This window comes from Streptomyces sp. NPDC001832 (assembly GCF_040297265.1).
In the GTDB taxonomy this organism is placed as follows: domain Bacteria; phylum Actinomycetota; class Actinomycetes; order Streptomycetales; family Streptomycetaceae; genus Streptomyces.
The window spans coordinates 71116-88950 of record NZ_JBEOYU010000017.1 but is presented as its reverse complement, the minus strand read 5'-3'; the positions used below and the strand labels follow the sequence as shown (position 1 = coordinate 88950).

Here is a 17835-nt window from a genome sequence, read left to right as displayed (position 1 = left end):
AAACCCGCTGGCACCCCTGTCTACAGCCGCGGGTCGACCGGCTCCGATTCCAGGGCCAGCACCGCGAACACCGCCTCGTGGACCCGCCACAGCGGCTCCCCGTCGGCCAGCCGGTCCAGCGCTTCGAGCCCCAGCGCGTACTCCCGGAGCGCCAACGACCGCTTGTGGCCGAGGAACCGGCCGCGCAGCCGCTCCAGATTCTCCGGGCGGGTGTACTCGGGGCCGTAGATGATCCGGAGGTACTCCCGGCCACGCACCTTGATGCCCGGCTGGACCAGCCTGCCCCTGCCGTCCCGTACGAACGCGGCGAGCGGTTTGACGACCATGCCTTCGCCGCCACGGCCGGTCATCTCCAGCCACCAGTCGATGCCGGAGCGCACCGACGCCTCGTCACCGGTGTCGACGACGAGCCTGCGGGTGACCTGGAGCAGCCCGGTCGGATCGTGGTCGACCAGCCGGTCGAGCCAGGCCAGCTGCTCGTCGTGCGGTACGGAGGCCAGCGAGCGGCCCTGCACGGCGAGGATCTGGAACGGCGCGAGCCGCACCCCGTCCAGGCCCTGGGTGCTCCAGCAGTACCGGCGGTACGCCTCGGTGAACGCGGTCGCGTCCTCGGCCCGTTCCCGCTGGCGGTCCGCGAGCGCGCCCACGTCCACCCCACGGGCCACCGCTGCCGCGAGGGCCGCGTTGGCCTCCGGGAAGACCGCCCCGGATGCGGCACCGACCGCGGCGTACTGCGAGCGCAGCAGCCCGGCCGCCTTGAGAGACCACGGCATCAGCTCGGCGTCGAGCAGCACCCAGTCGGTGTCCCACTCCTCCCAGAGTCCGGCGGCGGTGACGGCGGTGCGCAGCCTGCCGAGGATCACCTCGGTGAGTGCGACGTCGTCGAGGAACGGCCTTCCGGTGCGGGTGTAGAGCGCCCCGGTCGGACCTCCTTCACCGCCGGAGGCGTGCGAGGTTCCCCCCGCGCCGAACCGCTCACGGGCGGTGTTCGCGTCCCGGCAGACCAGCGCCACCGCACGCGAGCCCATGTGCTTCTCCTCGCATACGACCTCGGTGACACCGTCCGCCCGGTACTGAGCGAAGGCCTCGGCCGGGTGCTCCAGGTAGCCGTCCTCGTGCGAGGTGGCGGTGGGCGCCATGGTCGGCGGGAGGTAGCCGAGCAGCCGCGGGTCGACGGCGAACCGGCTCATGACTTCGAGCGCCGCCGCGGCGTTCTCCTCGCGGACCGAGATACGGCCCATGTGCCGGGTCTCCACGATCCGGCGGCCGTGCACATCGGCGAGGTCCAGCGGCCTGCCTTCCCTGCCCCCGGGCGCCTCGGTGCCCAGCGGCTTGGCCGGCTGGTACCAGACCTTCTCGGCCGGTACGTCGACGAGTTCGCGCTCCGGCCAGCGCAGCGCGGTCATCTTCCCGCCGAAGACCGCACCGGTGTCCAGGCAGATGGTGTTGTTGACCCAGGAGGTGTTGGGCACCGGGGTGTGGCCGTAGACCACGGCGGCACGGCCACGGTACTCCTCCGCCCACGGGTAGCGCACGGGCAGGCCGAACTCGTCGGTCTCACCGGTGGTGTCCCCGTACAGCGCGTGCGAACGGACCCGTCCGGAGGTGCGCCCGTGGTACTTCTCGGGCAGTCCGGCGTGACAGACGACGAGCTTGCCCTCGTCGAGCACGTAGTGGCTGACGAGCCCGTCGATGAACTCCCGCACCTGTTCGCGGAAGGCGGGGTCCTTCTCGTCCTCCCGGTCCAACTGCTCGATGGTCTCTGCGAGTCCATGGGTGTGCTGGACCTTGCGGCCCTTGAGGTAGCGGCTGAGCTTGTTCTCGTGATTGCCCGGCACGCACAGGGCGTTGCCCGCCGACACCATGGACATGACGCGGCGCAGTACCCCAGGGCTGTCGGGGCCGCGGTCCACGAGGTCGCCGACGAAGACCGCCGTACGCCCCTCGGGGTGTGCGCCGTCGACGTAGCCGAGCTTGCCGAGCAGGGCCTCCAGCTCGGAACCGCAGCCGTGGATGTCGCCGATGATGTCGAAGGGGCCGGTGAGGTGGCGGAGGTCGTTGTAGCGGCGCTCCAGCACCACTTCGGCGTGCTCCGCCTCCTCTTCGGTGTGCAGAATGTGCACCTTGCGGAAGCCTTCGCGCTCCAGGCCGCGCAGCGAGCGGCGCAGTTCGCGGCGGTGGCGCTGGATGACGTGGCGCGGCATGTCGGCGCGGTCGGGGCGGGCCGCATTGCGCGCGACGCAGACCTCTTCGGGCAGGTCGAGAATGATCGCGATGGGCAGCACGTCGTGGCTCCTGGCCAGCTGGACCAGCTGCTTGCGGCTCTCGGACTGGACGCTGGTGGCGTCCACGACGGTCAGCCGCCCGGCAGCGAGCCGCTTGCCCACGATGTAGTGCAGGACGTCGAAGGCGTCACGGCTGGCGCCCTGGTCGTTCTCGTCGTCGGCGACCAGGCCGCGGCAGAAGTCCGAGGAGACGATCTCCGTGGGCTTGAAGTGCTTACGGGCGAAGGTGGACTTGCCGGAACCGCTGGCTCCGATGAGCACCACGAGGGAGAGGTCGGTCACTGGCAACGTACGCGAAGTACTTGTCATGCGACGTTCGCCTCCTTCTCGGTCTCGTTGACGGTCTCGTGCCAGGACTCGTTCTTGTTCTCGTTCCTGCCCTCATCGGCCGCGGTCATCGTGAACACGGCCATCTGCGTGGGCGGCCCCACCTCGGGGTCGTCGGGCCCCACGGGGACGAAATCGACCCTGTATCCATGCCGCTGTGCCACCGCCCGGGCCCAGTCGCGGAACTCGGCCCTGGTCCACTCGAACCGGTGGTCGCCGTGGCGCACATGCCCGGCCGGAAGGGTCTCCCAGCGGACGTTGTACTCGACGTTCGGCGTCGTCACGAGCACGGTCCGCGGGCGGGCCGAACCGAACACGGCGTACTCCAGCGCGGGCAGCCTTGGCAGGTCGAGGTGCTCGATGACCTCGCTGAGCACGGCCGCGTCATACCCCTTGAGCCGCTTGTCGGTGTAGGTGAGCGAGCCCTGCTGAAGCATGACCCGTGCGGCCTGCCGCTCCCCCATCCGGTCCAGCTTCAGCCGTCGTGAGGCGATGGTGAGGGCGCGCATCGAGACATCGACGCCGACGATCTCCGTGAAGCCCACGTCCTTGAGCAGTGCCTGCACCAACTGGCCCTGACCGCAGCCCAGGTCGAGAATCCGGCTCGCCCCGGCGGTGCGCAGCGCGTCGAGGATCGCGGTGCGCCGCTGCTCAGCGAGCGGCACCGGCTTCTCCTCGGTGTCGGTCGTCTCGTCCACCGCGTTGTCGATGCTCTCGACGTCCAGGTCGTCCGACTCGGCGAGCCGCACCAGTTCGAGCCGCTGCATCGCCTGCCGGGTCAGCCCCCAGCGCCGGGACAGATAGCGGCTGGTGATCAGCTTCTGTTCAGGGTGGCCGGCCAGCCAGCCCTCGCCGGCCCGCAGCAGCTTGTCCACCTCGTCCGGTGCGACCCAGTAGTGCTTGGCGTCGTCGAGCACCGGCAGCAGGACATACAGCTGCCGCAACGCGTCCGCCAGCCGCAACTCGCCTTCCAGCACCAGCCGCACGTACCGCGAGTCCCCCCACTCCGGGAACTGCTCGTCCAGAGGTACGGCCACGGCGTCCACGCTCTTCCAGCACAGCGGCCCGAAGAGCTTGCGCACCAGTTCCGCGCCGCCGCGCGCCGGCAGTGCGGGCACCTCGATCCTCAGCGGTAGCGGCGCCTGTGCACGTTCGGGCAGTGCGCGGCACACACCGTTCAGCGCGGTCTTGAAGACCGCGCTCATCGCGACGGAGAGCAGCGAGGACGCCGCGTACGGACGGTCGTTGACGTACTGCGCGAGCGCCGCATCGGGGGCGCCGCCCCGGCCCTTGCCGCGTCGCACCAGCGCCACGGGATCCACCTCCAGCAGGAGCGCCGCTGTGCAGCGCTCGGCGGATGCCTCGGGATAGAAGACATGCGCGGTGCCATGGGAGGTGGAGAACGTCTGCGCCTTCTCGGGATGCTTGTGCAGCAGAAAGCCGAGATCGGTCGCGGGACGTTCCGGGTCGCCGGTCGTGCTGATTGTCAGGAACACACGTCCGAGTATGGTCCGCTTCACTCGCGCCCCACCAGGTATTTTCATGTGTCTACGGCACTGTTGCCCCTCCTTACCCTTCGCCTGCCGTCGCTGCGCCAAGCAGCCCGGCCAGCTCCGCGATGATCTCCGGGCCGACCCGGCAGCAGCCGCCCACCAGCCGGGCGCCGGCGTCTTGCCACGCCCGTACTCTCCCCGGATCGAAGGTGGGGGCACCAGCCCACTCCCGTCCGCCGGCATCCCACCGCTCACCGCTGTTCGGATAGACCACGACCGGTTTCCCGGCCACCTCCGCCGCCGTCCGCACCGCCCGGTCCGCGTCCGCCGGATCGCAGCAGTTCACCCCCACGGCCACCACCCGGTCGTGCCCGGCGGCGAGCCCGAACGCCGTCTCCAGCGGCTGCCCCGCCCGGGTCCGGTCCCCCGCCACGCTGTACGAGAGCCAGACCGGCAGCCCGTACTCCTCGACCACCCGCAGCAGCGCCTCCGCCTCGTCGGTGTCCGGCACCGTCTCCAGCGCCAGCACATCGGGGACGGCGGCGGCCAGCGCCTCGATCCGAGGCCGGTGGAAGCATTCCAACTCCCGGATCGAGAGGCCGTACCGCCCGCGGTACTCGCTGCCGTCCGCGAGCATCGCCCCGTACGGACCGACGGAGCCGGCGACCCAGACCTCCCGGCCCGTTGCCGCACCGGCCCGCCGGGCCAGCTCCACGCTCAAGGCGAAGATCTCCGTCGCCCGTGCCCGGCCGATCCCCCGCCGCGCGAGCCCCTCGAACGTCGCCTGGTAGCCGGAGGTGATGAGCACCTGCGCGCCCGCCCGCACATAGGCCTTGTGCGCGGCCTCGATCTGCCCCGGCTCATCGACCAGCAGCCGGGCCGACCACAGCGCGTCGGACAGATCGCAGCCCTGCGCCTCCAGCTGATTGGAGAGACCACCGTCGAGCAGGACGGTCCCTTCGGCGAGCGCTGCGGCCAGCGGACGGTCGGGTTGCACGGCTGCTCCTCTCCCTCTATTGACCGGCGGCGAAGTCCACTTCGGACGCGGGCAGCACGCGGATGCTCCGGCCGGGGAAGTCGATGTGCCGGTAGATCTCGTTGTGGTGCGCGATCGACCGGTCCGGCGACGCGTACTCGCCGGCTTCGGGCCGGACGGACGTGGTGTGCCCGTCGGCGACCAGCACCACGTCGTACCGGTGGCTCAGCGCCTGCCGCGCCGTGGTGTCCACGCAGATCTCGGTCGCGAACCCGGTGACGACCACCTCGGTGACGCCCAGCGCCTTGAGGGTCTTGTCGAGACCGGTGTCCAGGAAGCTGTCCGCACTGGTCTTGTGGACGACCTCCTCGTCGACGGCAGGCGCGAGTCCGGGCACGATCTGCCAGCCCTCGGTGCCGGCCTCCAGTCCTTCGCCCCGGTGCTGAATCGTCACGATCGGCACGCCCGCGGCATGGGCACGCTCGCGGAGCCCGGCGATCGTGGCGACGGTCTCGGCGGCCCGGTGCGCGATGGCCACCAGGGTGTTCTGCATGTCGATGACGAGGAGAGCGGAGGCGTGTGGCATGGGGCCCACGGTAGCGGTCCTCCTCCGGGCAACGAGGGGAATCGCAGAGCACCGGCCCAGGCTGCCGTGATCCGCACTCCACTATGCGAGCGATGCGAGCGGTGGGAGCGGTTCAAGGCGAGTCCGTGAGTACACACTGCATGATGGATGCATGGATCTCCGTGTCTTCACAGAACCACAGCAAGGGGCGACCTACGAGACGCTGCTCCGCGTCGCCAAGGCAGCCGAAGAACTCAACTACGGAGCTTTCTTCCGCTCGGACCACTATCTGCACATGGGAGCCGTGGACGGGCTCCCCGGTCCTACCGACGCCTGGATCACGCTTGCCGGTCTCGCGCGCGAGACGTCGCGGATCCGCCTCGGGACCCTGATGACCGCCGGAACCTTCCGCTTCCCCGGTGTCCTCGCGATCCAGGTAGCACAGGTCGACCAGATGTCCGGCGGGCGGGTGGAACTGGGGCTCGGCTCCGGCTGGTACGCGGAAGAGCACGCGGCCTATGGCATCCCGTTTCCCAAGGAAAAGTTCGGGCGCCTCGAGGAGCAACTCGCTGTCATCACCGGGCTCTGGAACACCCCCGTAGGAGAGCGATTCGACTTCGACGGGAACTACTACCAGCTCGCGGACTCCCCCGCGCTGCCCAAGCCGGTCCAGGCCAAGGTGCCGGTCTTGATCGGTGGTCACGGTGCTAAGAGGACACCCGCTCTCGCCGCTCAGTACGCCGACGAGTTCAACATCCCGTTTGCAAGCCTTGCCGACTCGAAGCGGCAGTTCGGGCGCGTGCGTGCGGCGGCTGAGGAACACGGGCGCAAGGCGGACGACCTCGTGTACTCCAACGCCCTCGTCGCCTGCGTCGGCAGGACCGACGCGGACGTGAAGCGGAGGGCGGAGGCCATCGGCCGCAACGTCGACGAGCTGAAGGCCCACGGTCTCGCCGGGTCGCCCGCGGAGGTCGTTGAGCGTATCTCCGCCTTCCGGGCGGTCGGCTCGCAGCGGATTTACCTGCAGATGCTGGACCTTGACGACCTGGACCACTTGGAATTGATCGCGACCGACGTGATGCCGCAGCTCTCTTGACATCCTCTCCCGCCGGATCGGTCGGCGGTGCGCCGCTCAGCACCGTGAAGCAGTACATCGAGCAGCAGAACCGGCCGCTCTGACCTGGGCTGAGGTGAACAGTGCAGATCCGTGCACACAGCTGAGGTCAGAGCAGTTCTCAGATTCGCTTCACCACCGGGCTGAAGCCCGGTGCGCTGCGAATAGATCCGGTAGCGGCGCCGACCTGGCTGTCGGGCTCACGGGTGGGCGCGGCATGTGCCGTGCCCACCCGTGGCGTTGCGCCGTTTTTGCTCTTTGCCTGCCCTGCTCCGCAGGAGGCCGATTCCCCCCGGCCTGAAGGCCGGGGCATCCTCGGAGGTACCCGGTGAGGGAATTTGGAGCGGGTCCAGCTCCGGCTTCCTTCCTGCGAGGTCACGTCACGGCTGGCCCGCCGCCGAGCCCGCCGGTCCGCGGATCACACCGTAGGGGCCGTCCCGCTCCCGGCCGCACTCCAGATCCTGCTGCCGCTCCCGGTCCTGCTCGTCGAGGCGCCGGAGCATTCCGTGCACCCGGTCCATGGACTCGTCCGCCGCGTCGATCGCCTCCATGCACTGCCAGTAGAGCCCCTGCTCATCGGTCTCGCAGGCCACCCCGACCAGGGCTATCCCCACCTCCCCGAGCAGTGTTCCCAGCCCCGTCAGCGTCGCCCTCGGTTCGGCGAGCTCGGACAGCTGGGCGGCCCGCGCCACCGAGGCCCGCGCCGCCGGGTGATCCAGCGTCCCGCCGCTCCTTCCGCCGATCTCACTGAGCCCGCGCGCCTCTCCCCGTAACTCCTTGGGCCCGTCCGCCGCCAGTCGGCTGCCGATCGCCTGAGCGAGCGCCTGGGCCTGCCATGCCTCGGCGATGATGTCCGGCGTGCAGCGGCTCTGTGCCAGAGCACGCCGACTGACTCCTACAAGCCGCTCCGCTTCCATGCGCTACCCCCGTCGGTACGAAAAGCCGCTCAACTCATCCACTACCCACAGTGAGGGTGTCGGTACCGAAAAGCCAGGGGAATTCGGAAATCTGTGGACACGAAGTCGACTGTGAATAAGTTGATCACTCCGAAGAGTGACGATCCCGGGATTCAGGGGTGTCCGGACGTTCCGGTACCGGGAATCGGGTCTCGTTCTGGTCGATCTTCTCCGACAGCGCCGCCAGCGGGTCGATCCCCAACACCTCGCAGAACTGCAGCAGATACGCGAGAACATCCGCGACCTCGTCCGCCACTCGGTGCGCCGTCCCGGGTGCCTCCATCACCCGCGCCGACTGCTCCGGCGTCAGCCACTGGAAGATTTCGACCAGTTCGGACGCCTCGACGCTCAGAGCCGCCGCCAGATTCTTCGGGGTGTGGTACTGCTCCCAGTCCCGTGCAGCCGCGAACGCGGCGAGCCGTTGCTGCAGGGCACGTACATCGAGTTCTGTCACGCTCCAGGTCTACCACCGTGACCCCGGCCGTCTGCCGGGCCGGCACCGCACCCGACTCCGTGACCGCCCCACCCGCCCGGTGGCCTTCCTACGAACCGGGTACGACCGCCGCCGTAGCCCCCTCGACCTCCATGTCGGCCGGTGACAGCAGGAAGACATTCCGGTCGACCCGGTGCATTCCGCTACCCAGACCGAAGACCACCCCGCTGGTGAAGTCCAGGATGCGCTTGGCCACATCCGTCTCCGCGCTCGTCAGATCGAGCAGCACCGGGATCTGCGCGACCAGGTACTCCGCCACCTCCCGCGCGTCCGCGAAGACCTGGACCCGCAGCACCACGAGACGCCGCTGTTCGGCTCCCGCGTTCTCGTCGGGGACCGTACGGTGATCGACTCTGGACGGCCACTGGTCGCGGCTGCGCAGAGGTACGACCTGGGCAAGCCCCTCCCACTGCTCGTCCGTGACGTCGTACCTGTCGTACCTGCTCACCGGACCACCCCGTCTGTGCTTCGGTCGGCGTTGCGCCGGCTGCGCTCGTTGTTCATCGGGCAATTCTCTCGCCACTCACCCGTTCGGCGTACCACCGACACGGTTCACGGGCTGATCGACACCGCCGACGACTCGTCGGACGCACCCTCGGCGGCTTCCTGCCGGATGGCTTCCGCGGTCATGTCGACGGGGGTGAAACGTACCGGAAGGCGGACCAGAGCGCGGTGGAACGGCCCCGGTCGCCACCTCAGTGCGCTGACCGGAACGTCGAGTTCTGCGTCGCACAGCTGACTGGTGAGCTGCTCGATCGCGGTCATGGCGATGAGCAGCGCCGGCTGCTTCGCCGGGCACCGGTGCGGACCGGCCGACCAGGCCAGGTGGGCGCTGGCTCCGGAGCGGACCCCGGGGTCCGAAAGGCGGGTCACGAACTGGTTGTTGGCTGCGGCGTAGGAGACCAGGAGCAGCTGTCCGGCGCGCAGTCGAAGGCCGTGGAAGTCCGTGTCGCGGCGCGGGTAATGGGCCGCGAAATTGGCCAGCGGCGGGTCCTGCCAGAGGACCTCGTTGATCGCCTCGTGTGCCGTCATCGCGCCGCCGTGCAGCGAGTCGGCGTAGCGCGCGTCGGTGAGCATGTGCAGCAGCGCGTTGCCGATCAGATTGGTCGTCGGATCGTGGCCCGCGCTCATGATCAGAGTGATCTGACGCACTGTCTCGTCGTTGTCGAGATTGGCGGGATGGGCGAGGAGGTACGAGATGAGGTCACGGCGCGGCCGGGCGCGCCGGTCGGCGACCAGGTCGGTGACGGCCTCGACGAGGTCGGCGTACGCGGTGGCGGCGCCCTCGGCGGAGTTGAACATGCCGGCGATGCCGTTGACGATGCGTTCGCTGTCGCCCGGCGGTACGCCGAACCAGGTGACGAAGACGTGCACCGGAAGTCGACGGGCGTACTGGGCGATCAGGTCGCTGCTTCCGGCGGCGGCGAATTCGCCGATGAGCCGCTGGGCGACCCGGGCGACTTCGGCCCGCAGGATGTGCGGCTCGATCAGGGCGAGGCTGTCGTTGATGGCGTCGCGGTAGCGGGCGTGTACGTCGCCGTCGCTGAAGAGCGCGGTGGGCCGGTAGCTGAGCATGGGCAGGACCGGTGAGTCATCGGGGACGGTGGCCTGCCAGGCTCGTGGGTCCTTGGTGAAGGTGTGGGTGTCGCGCAGCAGGTCGACGGCGGCCTGGTAGTCGGTGACGAGCAGGGCGTCGATGCCGGGGGCGAGCCGGACAGGGGCCAGGGGGCCGTGTTCGCGCAGGCGCCGGTAGTGGCTCTGTGGGTCGGCGGCGAAGTCCGGGCCGTACAGTGCGAGGGGCTGCGGCGGCTGTCTGGGCGGTGTCATGACGGGTCCTCGGGCCGGGGCATTCGGGTCAGCACGTGCTCGGCGAGCGCGATCAGTGCGTCGATGCTTCCGCGGCGTTCGCGGGCGTCGCACTGCACCAGCGGGGTCCCGGGGGCGAGGTCGAGGTGTTTGCGCAGGACGTCGTCGGTGTGGGCGGGGGCGTCGGGGAAGCGGTTGACGGCGACGGCGTACGGCAGTCCCTGCTCCTCGACCAAGTCCATGACCGAGAAGGAGTCGGCGAGCCTGCGGGTGTCGACCAGGACGAGTGCGCCGAGCGCGCCGCGTGCGATGTCCTCCCAGAGCGGGAGGAACCGCTGCTGGCCCGGCGTGCCGAACATGTAGAGCACCAGGTCGTCGAGGACAGTGAGCCGGCCGAAGTCGATGGCGACGGTGGTCGTGGTTTTGTCCGGCAGTCCCGTGGTGTCGTCGAACGGGGTGCTGGACTGGGTCATCGCCTCTTCGGTGTGGAGCGTGGCGATCTCCGACAGTGTGCGGATCAGGGTGGTTTTGCCCACGCCGAAGGGACCCGTGACGACGAGCTTCATCAGGGTCTGGGCGGCAGGCGGCAGGTAGCCGATGCCGGTCCGGTCAGTGGAGGGAGCGGAGTCCAACGAGCAGCCTCTCGACGAGCGACCGGTCGATCTCCCCGGCGCTGGGGATGGGTGGTCGGGTGTGCAGATGTCCGGCGGCCGCGAGGTCCGTGACCAGGAAGATGGTGGCGCTGACCGGCAGTTCCAGGTGGGCGGCGGATTCGACGACGGTGAGCGCACCCGGTTCGAGCAGCTCGCACAGCCTGCGCTGTTCCGAGCCGGTGTCCGGGGGCAGGTCCGTGTCGGTGCGTACGAGTACCGCGAGCCGGTCGAGCGCGGGACCGGCGGGCCGGGTCCGGCCGCCGGTGACCAGATAGGCGGGGATCAGACGGCGTCCGGGGCCGGAGGTCATGGCCGGACGGCGGTGTCCGGTTGGCGGGCGGGTGCGTTCATCGCCCGGGTCAGGGCGGTGACCTGCACCTGCATCTGGTAGGCGATGTCGCCGAGTTTGGCTCCGGGTTCCGCGAACAGGGCGAGTGTGGTGTTGTTCCCTGCCGGTACGACGATGGCGAAGCCCTGATCGGACTCGACAACCGTCTGGGCCAGGATCGGCGCCTCGACGTCGGTGAAGGCCGTGGTGAACGCGCGGGCCGCGGCGTGCAGTGTGGCGGTCATGGCGGCGACCCGCTCACCGGACGCCCGGTCCAGGCCGGGCGACGCGCCCTCGACGAGGCCGTCGCCGGTCGCGACCACGGCGTGCTGGACTCCGGGCAGCTCCAGCAGGGGGGTCAGCACCCATGCGAGGTCACCGGTGGTGGGAGTGGGGGCGCTCACTTCTCGTCGTCTCCTTGGTCGTCCTGGTCGTCGTGGTCGTCCGGGTGGTGGTCGTCCGCTGCCGGTGCGGATGACCGCCCGGCGACGCTCCTGCCTTTGAGGGTGCCCTGCTGGAGTGCCGCCCAGGAAGCCTCGGCCTGTTCGGGGGTACGGGACGCCTCTTCCCGCTCCCGGGTGACGGCGGCGGGTGCGGACCGGGCCGGGGTCGGGCGTGGCGAACGTCGGCGTCGGCTGGGCAGCTCGGCAGTGATCCCGCCGTCGGGCTGCGGTGCCGGTGCGGGCTCCGGCTCGGCAGGGGCAGAGACCGGGGAAGTAGCGTGCGCCTGCATCGGCTTCGGGGCGAGCGCGGAAAGGCTGCGGTCGTCCTTCATCACGGTGAGAAGATGAGCGGGGACACGCAGAATCGTGCGCATACCGCCGAACGGCGATGCCTCGATGTGGCAGTTGAATCCGTATTGCACGACGAGCCGGCCGACGACCGCGAACCCGGTCTGCGGCGGGTCGCCCAGCTCGGTCAGGAGAACCTCGGACGGGCCCGCCAGCAGGGCGCGGGCCCGGTCGAGCGCATCGTCGTCCATGCCGATGCCCGCGTCGTCGACCACCAGGAACGCGCCACGGCCCCCGCTCTGCTGAACGGTCACCTGTACATCGGTGTCGGGGTGCGAGTACGCGGTGGCATTGGCCAGCAGTTCGGCCAGTGCGATCGCGAGGGGTTCGGCGGCACGGGCGACGAGCGCGAGCCGCTCGTCGCGCAGATGGTTGGCAACCTTGATGCGCTCGTAGCCGGCGACCCGGGACTGGGCTCCGAGCACGATCTCGACGAGCGGCGAGTTCTGGCGGGCGAGCCCCGGCCAGGCGTCGCACAGCACGGCGGTGGCCTGGGTGCGCCGCAAGGCCAGTTCGTTACGGAAGTCCAGCTGCAGGATGCGTGGGTCGTCGTACTCGTGCTGGAGCTCGTGCAGCAACTGCTGGGACTGGTTGAGCAGGGACTGGATCTTGGCCGAGGTGCCGCGCATCGCCGCCCGGGCGGCCGCGTCGACGCGCCCGCGCTCCTCGACGACCGCCGTGCGAGCGGCCTTCACGGCCTCGGTGAGCAGCCGGGCGGCATCGCCGTCGACCTCGTCCGCTTCCCGCAGTCCGGGGACATGGGCGGTGGGGTGGGAGAGGGCGAGCGCTGCGGCGGGTATCCGCTTGCGGGCCAGCTGCCGGATCTCGTCGGTGAGGGCGGCGGTACGGGCCTCGGCGGCCTTCGCCTGCCGTTCGGCCAGCTCGGCACGGGCCAGGGCCAAGTGCTCCGAGCGTGCCGCGTTCTGTGCGCGGACAGCCGCCGCCACGGCAGCAGCGACGGCGATCACCGCCACGATCCATCCCATGCCGTCACCGCATTCCTGTTGTCGGATCGGTCTTCCGGCCGAAGCGGCGACGGAAGCTCCGCCTACTTCTCCGCCGGGCCTGCCGACTCACGGGCCTGCTCCATCTCTTGAGCGACCACGGCGACATCGTTCATCACTTGGAGAACTCCGGACAGTTCGGAGCCGCCGAGCTGCCGGTACTCGGTTCCGATGGTCGCCACCAGCCGCTCCGGGAGGCCGAGCTCCGGGTAGCGCCCTTCGGCGATGACCCGGCGAGCCGCCTCAAGGGCTGGAATCCCGGCCGCGTGAAGGGCGTGGGCGCGCTCGCGCACGTACTCCAGATACACGATGTGATCGCGCACCCCGGCCCGGTCGAGAACCGGTCCGTGCCCCGGGACGATGATCTCTGCGCCGGTGGCCAGCACCCGCTCGCAGGCCGCGATCACATTGCTCAGCGGGCCCGCCCAGTGCACCGGGTGGTCGCCCGGCTGACCGGGGGTGGAGGAGAAGATGATGTCCCCGCTGAACACGGCACGCTGCGCGGGCAGATGGACCATCAGGTCGCCGGTGGTGTGCGCGGGCGGCAGGGCGGAGAGCTGGACCGGGTACTCCCCCAGGGTCAGTTCGAGTTCCCCGGTGAAGTATGTCGTCGGCTGCACCGGCTCGGTCTGCGACCAGTCGAAGGAGCCGAAGTGACGTCCGAGGTAGGCCCCGAGCGCGGTGGCCGGATCGCCGGTGGTGACGAGTTTGTGCTGCTGATGGGGCGTGGGCTCGTAATGGATGTGTTCGCGGGCCTCACGGGTCGCGATGATCTCCGCGTCCGGGAGCACGCCCGCACCCCAGAAATGGTCGCCGTTCGCATGGGTGACGATCACCCGGTCGATGGAGACACCGTCGGGCAGCCGCTTCATGGACTCGGCCAGGAACTGGCCGGCCAGCACGGCATCGTACGGGGTGTCGATCCATAGCGCGCCACGCGGCGAGACGAGGAGACCGCAGTTCGCAAGCCCCCAGCCCCGTTTCGGCGGGAGCCATGCGTACAGGCCCCGCCCCAGGTCAACGACGTCTCCACCCTTGATCGACATGGACGCGATTATGCCGACCACGATCCGGCCATGCGTTCGAACTCGGCCACCATGAGATCTCATTGGCGCAAAATCGCCGCTCACGCTCTCCGATGCCGACGGCTCGGTGACCCTACGAGACCGGCGCCCCGCGCCCCCATATGACATCTTCCGGATGATCCACCCCAATTCACCCGACAGTGTCACGCGCCGCGGCGGACCCTCATCCGGCCGTCGCCAAACCAGAGAGAGCCGACTACCCACCGAGCATGGCTGAAAACAGCCCCATCAAAACTTCCGGCGACGGCGCCGGACAGCGCTGTCGCCGGAGGCCGCCGAATCGGCGCAGGCCGAGCCTGATGACGCGCGCCTTCCCGCGCGACCGCACCCGGTTTCGGCCACGCAGAAATGGCAACGGCGGCTGACCACCCCCTGTAGGCGACTTCTGACCGGGCAACCATCTGACAGCCTCTCAGTTCAGACTGCGATGACGGTGACGCCGGCCTCCGTGAAGCGGGCGATCGCCTCGGGCGTGATCCCCTTGTCGGTGACCAGGAAATCGACCTGTTCGAGATCGCAGACCCGGGCGAAGGCCCGCTTGCCGATCTTCGAGGAATCGGCTGCCACGACCACGCGTTGCGCCTGCTCCGCGAGCAACCGGTTGATGCTGGCCTCGCCTTCGTGGTGTACGTATGCACCACGCTCGGTGTCGATCGCGTTGACGCCCAGCACGGCAACATCCAGCGTGATTTCACCCAATACCCCGCTGGCCAGCGGGCCCGTAAGCTCGTACGACTGCGGCCTGGCCACTCCGCCGGTGACCACGATCTTGATCTGCGGCCGGATGACCAGCTCATTGGCGATGTTGAGGGCGTTGGTGACAACGGTCAGGGCCGGCTGACCACCCATCCCGGCCGCGGTGTCACCGATGACATCGGAGCGCACCGCCAGCGAACGGGCCACCTCGGTCAGTGTCGTTCCGCCGGTCAGTCCCACCACTTCGCCGACCGCCACGAGTTCGGAGACGGCACGGCCGATGGCCTGCTTCTCCGGGGCGTGACGACCTGCCTTGTAGCGCAGGGCCAGTTCGTAGCTGACACCGTGGGCGACCGCGCCACCGCGGGTACGCGTGAGCAGCTGCTGCTCGGCGAGCTGGTCCAGGTCACGACGGATGGTCGCGGCCGAGACATCCAGCGTCACGGCGGCGTCCTCGACCTCCACCCGGCCGTTCTTCCCGACAAGTTCCAGCAGCGCGTTCCACCGGGCATCCTTGGACAAGAGAAATCTCCTTACGGACCCGGGCCTCGGGCACCCATCCCCTGGGCACGGTCACCGGACAGGCGCAAGCGTCGCACAGGGCTCCGCCCAGCCAAGTCTCCTGCAAGTAGGATGCTTGATAATGCTCACTCGACCCCTATAGCGTGCACAAACGAGCATCCTGCTACGAGTACGGAGTGCAAGAGTGTCATTTGTCGAGATCGAGACAGCCAGTCAGCCTGAGTGCTGGCGCCGCGCCGCCGAACTGGCCCAGACGCAGGCGACCGCTCTGCCCGCCACCGGAGAGCGCATCGCGGTCGTCGGCTGCGGCACCTCCTTCTACATGGCTCAGGCTTACGCCGCGCTCCGCGAGGAGTCCGGGCAGGGCGAGTCCGATGCCTTCGCCGCTTCGGAATTCCCGTTGGGCCGCGGCTACGACCGGGTGGTCGCCCTCACCCGCTCGGGGACCACGACCGAGGTACTGGAACTGCTCGGCCGGCTCCGCGGTGTCACCCGCACAGTGGCCATCACCGCCGACCCGGACACGCCGGTCATGACGGCCGCCGACGAGGTTGTCGTGCTCGACTTCGCCGACGAGCAGTCTGTCGTGCAGACCCGGTTCGCCACCACCCTGCTCACGCTGCTCCGCGCCCACCTCGGTCTGCACACCGACGCCGTGGTCCGCGACGTGGAGACCGCGCTGGCAGAACCACTGCCCGAGGGCCTACTGGACTGCACCCAGTTCACCTTTTTGGGCCGTGGCTGGACGGCGGGCCTCGCCAACGAGGCCGCGCTCAAGATGAAGGAGGCGTCGCTGTCCTGGACGGAGGCGTACCCAGCGATGGAGTACCGCCACGGTCCCATCAGTATCGCCACCAACGGCACCGCGACCTGGATGTTCGGCACCGCCCCCGAGGGCCTTGCGGAGCAGGTGCTCTCGACCGGCGCCCGCTGGGTGGAGAGCGGCCTGGACCCGCTGGCCGAGCTGGTACGCGTCCAGCGTCTGGCCATCGCCCGCGCCATCGCCCGCGGCCTGGACCCGGACAGCCCGCGCCACCTGACCCGCTCGGTGGTGCTCACGGACACCTGACCGGCCGATGGACGGCGGGGCGAAGGCCGGACAACAGCTGCGGTCGCGGCTGGGCCGACGGCCGGAACGGCCGCCGGCCCAGCCGCTCGGACGACGCCGCCGTGGTCAGGACTCCTCGAAGTAGACGTCCAGGACCGCGTCCAGTTCTTCCGCCCACTTCTTGAGGTTGCTCCTGGCCGGTGCCTCGACCTCGGCGTTGAACCATCGACGGCTCGACACATGGACCGTGACAGTGAACCGGCGGCCGAACCGAGGCGTCTTCACCTCGAACGCACCGATCTCGTCCCAGCGGAACTCGGCCTCCTGGTCGTCCAGAGTGAACCGGACGCCGTCACGGTCCGCGGTGATCGATCCACGGCGATCGCTCACCTCGAATACGGGACCGTCCTCCGCCTCCTTGTCATCAGCCGCTGCCTCGGCAGATTCCTCCCTGTCGTCAGCCGCTGCCTGCGCAGATTCCTCCCCGTCGGCTGCCGCATCCTCGGACACGGCCTCCGCAACGACATCGTCGGGGGCGACGGCGCCTGGCACCCACTCCTCTGTCTCGTCCTGGTCCGTCTGTTCCTGGCTCGTATCCAGCTTTCCGGCGGTAGCGGGGGCCGTGAGACCAGGGATGTACGCCGGGTCTGTCCCTGCGGCGTACCTGGGCTGAGTGTTCGGATCTATGCGCTGCTCCACGGCGGGCAGTATGGCCGACGAACCTGTACGAGACCAGCGACCGCCACGCCCAGCGCCGGTCTTCCCCTGCTGCAACCTCCGAATGCGCCTTCAGCGACGCCTTCCGTACACGGCAGGAGAGCCGTCACTCCAGTCCGTACGTCCCCGCCCTCGACCAGGTGACGTATCCCTCGTCCGAAAAGACGCGCTCGGTCACCGGCAATGGTTCTCGCCGGTCTCCTCACGCGTCACCCCGGACTGTGTGCTGTGCCATGCACCACAGCGGTGACCGCTACCCGGTGGGCGCGTCCGGCTCACTCTCGACAGTGATGGCGGTCACCACGAAACCGTCCGCGACCAGCCATCGGCCACTGAAGGCCACAGGGGTTGCCGTCGGCCCCATGGCCAGGACCGGCTCAGTGGCAGAGAGCAGGAGCCCGGCGGTGAAGCTGCCGTTCGAGCGGAGCACGATGTCGGCCTGCTCGAAGCCGAGCCAGCGGTGGGTGAGCGGGAACCACGCCTTGTAGACGCTCTCCTTCGCGCTGAAGAGCAGCCGGTCCCAGTGGATCTCGGGGGATGCTTGGCGCAGCTCGAGTTCGCGCTGCTGTTCCGTTGCGAGCGCGATGGTCTCATGCACCCCGTCGGGCAGCGGCTCATGCGGTTCGGCGTCGATGCCGATGGTGAGCACATCCGCCCGACGGGCAATCGCGGCGGCTCGGTAGCCGGCGCAGTGGGTCATGCTCCCGACCACTCCTCCCGGCCATATCGGCGCTCCGCGCTCACCTTTCAGGATGGGGACGGGTGCGAGACCGAGCTCGCCGAGCGCGCGGCGGGCGCACCAGCGTGCGGTGGTGAACTCCTTGCGCCGGACCTCCACGGAATTACGGATCAGCTCTTCCTCGCCGGGGAAGAGAGCCGCGTCGGGCGGGTCGGAGAGCGCCTCGGCAACGGCCACCGTGGACGGCAGAATCTTCTCGATCATGTTCCCCCCTCGTACCGGCTGGCCGCTCCAGCC

General features: G+C 69.4%; 18 protein-coding genes. 2 read left to right on the top strand and 16 right to left on the bottom strand.

Annotation, left to right across the window (positions count from 1 at the left end):
- Nucleotides 1-20: 20 nt before the first annotated feature.
- The 4 genes from ABT115_RS16330 to ABT115_RS16315 all read right to left on the bottom strand — a co-directional run bounded on the left by ABT115_RS16330 (nt 21) and on the right by ABT115_RS16315 (nt 5667).
- Nucleotides 21-2594 carry a polynucleotide kinase-phosphatase gene (locus ABT115_RS16330; RefSeq protein ID WP_351789491.1) on the bottom strand — a complete coding sequence of 858 codons (2574 nt, stop codon included), beginning with the start codon at nt 2592-2594 and terminating at the stop codon, nt 21-23.
- Nucleotides 2591-4108, bottom strand: coding sequence for a 3' terminal RNA ribose 2'-O-methyltransferase Hen1 (locus ABT115_RS16325; RefSeq protein WP_351789488.1), 1518 nt, complete (start codon nt 4106-4108; stop codon nt 2591-2593). Before ABT115_RS16325 ends, ABT115_RS16330 begins: the two co-directional genes overlap by 4 nt.
- Before the next feature lie 73 nt (nt 4109-4181).
- Nucleotides 4182-5102, bottom strand: coding sequence for a homocysteine S-methyltransferase (mmuM, locus tag ABT115_RS16320; protein ID WP_351789486.1), 921 nt, complete (start codon nt 5100-5102; stop codon nt 4182-4184).
- A 16-nt stretch (nt 5103-5118) separates the two neighbouring features.
- Nucleotides 5119-5667 (bottom strand): cysteine hydrolase family protein, encoded by a 549-nt coding sequence (locus ABT115_RS16315; protein ID WP_351789483.1) that lies wholly within the window; start codon nt 5665-5667, stop codon nt 5119-5121.
- A gap of 151 nt (nt 5668-5818) precedes the next feature.
- Here ABT115_RS16315 and ABT115_RS16310 point away from each other — a divergent pair, with 151 nt between their 5' ends.
- On the top strand, nt 5819-6742 hold the full coding sequence (locus ABT115_RS16310; RefSeq protein ID WP_351789480.1) for an LLM class F420-dependent oxidoreductase: 924 nt from the start codon (nt 5819-5821) through the stop codon (nt 6740-6742).
- Between the two features lie 398 nt (nt 6743-7140).
- Here ABT115_RS16310 and ABT115_RS16305 read toward each other — a convergent pair whose 3' ends face one another.
- The 10 genes from ABT115_RS16305 to ABT115_RS16260 all read right to left on the bottom strand — a co-directional run bounded on the left by ABT115_RS16305 (nt 7141) and on the right by ABT115_RS16260 (nt 15094).
- The gene (locus tag ABT115_RS16305) at nt 7141-7677 is read right to left on the bottom strand and encodes a DUF6099 family protein (protein ID WP_351789478.1); all 537 of its coding nucleotides are present in this window, start codon (nt 7675-7677) and stop codon (nt 7141-7143) included.
- Between the two features lie 124 nt (nt 7678-7801).
- Nucleotides 7802-8170, bottom strand: a complete 369-nt coding sequence (locus tag ABT115_RS16300; protein ID WP_351789476.1) for a nucleotide pyrophosphohydrolase — start codon at nt 8168-8170, stop codon at nt 7802-7804.
- 88 nt (nt 8171-8258) lie between these two features.
- Nucleotides 8259-8657, bottom strand: a complete 399-nt coding sequence (locus ABT115_RS16295) for a cell division protein SepF (protein WP_351789473.1) — start codon at nt 8655-8657, stop codon at nt 8259-8261.
- 104 nt (nt 8658-8761) lie between these two features.
- Nucleotides 8762-10036, bottom strand: coding sequence for a cytochrome P450 family protein (locus ABT115_RS16290; protein WP_351789471.1), 1275 nt, complete (start codon nt 10034-10036; stop codon nt 8762-8764).
- Nucleotides 10033-10647: a GTP-binding protein gene (locus tag ABT115_RS16285; protein ID WP_351789468.1), complete on the bottom strand. Its 615-nt coding sequence runs from the start codon at nt 10645-10647 to the stop codon at nt 10033-10035. Before ABT115_RS16285 ends, ABT115_RS16290 begins: the two co-directional genes overlap by 4 nt.
- Nucleotides 10625-10978: a DUF742 domain-containing protein gene (locus ABT115_RS16280; RefSeq protein WP_351789465.1), complete on the bottom strand. Its 354-nt coding sequence runs from the start codon at nt 10976-10978 to the stop codon at nt 10625-10627. The genes ABT115_RS16285 and ABT115_RS16280 overlap by 23 nt, the downstream gene beginning before the upstream one ends.
- A complete protein-coding gene (locus ABT115_RS16275) occupies nt 10975-11400 on the bottom strand; it encodes a roadblock/LC7 domain-containing protein (RefSeq protein ID WP_351789463.1) in 426 nt (141 codons plus the stop codon). The genes ABT115_RS16280 and ABT115_RS16275 overlap by 4 nt, the downstream gene beginning before the upstream one ends.
- Nucleotides 11397-12773: an ATP-binding protein gene (locus tag ABT115_RS16270; protein ID WP_351789460.1), complete on the bottom strand. Its 1377-nt coding sequence runs from the start codon at nt 12771-12773 to the stop codon at nt 11397-11399. Before ABT115_RS16270 ends, ABT115_RS16275 begins: the two co-directional genes overlap by 4 nt.
- 62 nt (nt 12774-12835) lie before the next feature.
- On the bottom strand, nt 12836-13837 hold the full coding sequence (locus ABT115_RS16265) for an MBL fold metallo-hydrolase (protein WP_351789457.1): 1002 nt from the start codon (nt 13835-13837) through the stop codon (nt 12836-12838).
- A 456-nt stretch (nt 13838-14293) separates the two neighbouring features.
- Entirely contained in the window at nt 14294-15094 is an 801-nt protein-coding gene (locus tag ABT115_RS16260; protein ID WP_351789454.1) for a DeoR/GlpR family DNA-binding transcription regulator, read from the bottom strand.
- Between the two features lie 184 nt (nt 15095-15278).
- Between ABT115_RS16260 and ABT115_RS16255 the strand changes: the two genes are divergently transcribed.
- Complete coding sequence (locus tag ABT115_RS16255; protein WP_351789451.1) at nt 15279-16163, top strand: SIS domain-containing protein; 885 nt, start codon at nt 15279-15281, stop codon at nt 16161-16163.
- Nucleotides 16164-16268: 105 nt separating this feature from the next.
- Here the strand turns inward: ABT115_RS16255 and ABT115_RS16250 are convergent, their stop codons facing one another.
- Nucleotides 16269-16841, bottom strand: a complete 573-nt coding sequence (locus ABT115_RS16250; RefSeq protein WP_351789448.1) for a hypothetical protein — start codon at nt 16839-16841, stop codon at nt 16269-16271.
- Nucleotides 16842-17112: 271 nt separating this feature from the next.
- On the bottom strand, nt 17113-17802 hold the full coding sequence (locus ABT115_RS16245) for a 4'-phosphopantetheinyl transferase family protein (RefSeq protein ID WP_351789446.1): 690 nt from the start codon (nt 17800-17802) through the stop codon (nt 17113-17115).
- Nucleotides 17803-17835: the final 33 nt, after the last annotated feature.

Excerpts from the sequence above, each read along its gene's own strand:
- ABT115_RS16305 (WP_351789478.1), bottom strand. The coding sequence starts at position 7,677 with ATGGAAGCGGAGCGGCTTGTAGGAGTCAGTCGGCGTGCTCTGGCACAG.
- ABT115_RS16265 (WP_351789457.1), bottom strand. The coding sequence starts at position 13,837 with ATGTCGATCAAGGGTGGAGACGTCGTTGACCTGGGGCGGGGCCTGTAC.
- ABT115_RS16245 (WP_351789446.1), bottom strand. The coding sequence starts at position 17,802 with ATGATCGAGAAGATTCTGCCGTCCACGGTGGCCGTTGCCGAGGCGCTC.
- ABT115_RS16290 (WP_351789471.1), bottom strand. The coding sequence starts at position 10,036 with ATGACACCGCCCAGACAGCCGCCGCAGCCCCTCGCACTGTACGGCCCG.
- ABT115_RS16315 (WP_351789483.1), bottom strand. The coding sequence starts at position 5,667 with ATGCCACACGCCTCCGCTCTCCTCGTCATCGACATGCAGAACACCCTG.
- ABT115_RS16310 (WP_351789480.1), top strand. The coding sequence starts at position 5,819 with ATGGATCTCCGTGTCTTCACAGAACCACAGCAAGGGGCGACCTACGAG.
- ABT115_RS16330 (WP_351789491.1), bottom strand. The coding sequence starts at position 2,594 with ATGACAAGTACTTCGCGTACGTTGCCAGTGACCGACCTCTCCCTCGTG.
- ABT115_RS16280 (WP_351789465.1), bottom strand. The coding sequence starts at position 10,978 with ATGACCTCCGGCCCCGGACGCCGTCTGATCCCCGCCTATCTGGTCACC.
- ABT115_RS16270 (WP_351789460.1), bottom strand. The coding sequence starts at position 12,773 with ATGGGATGGATCGTGGCGGTGATCGCCGTCGCTGCTGCCGTGGCGGCG.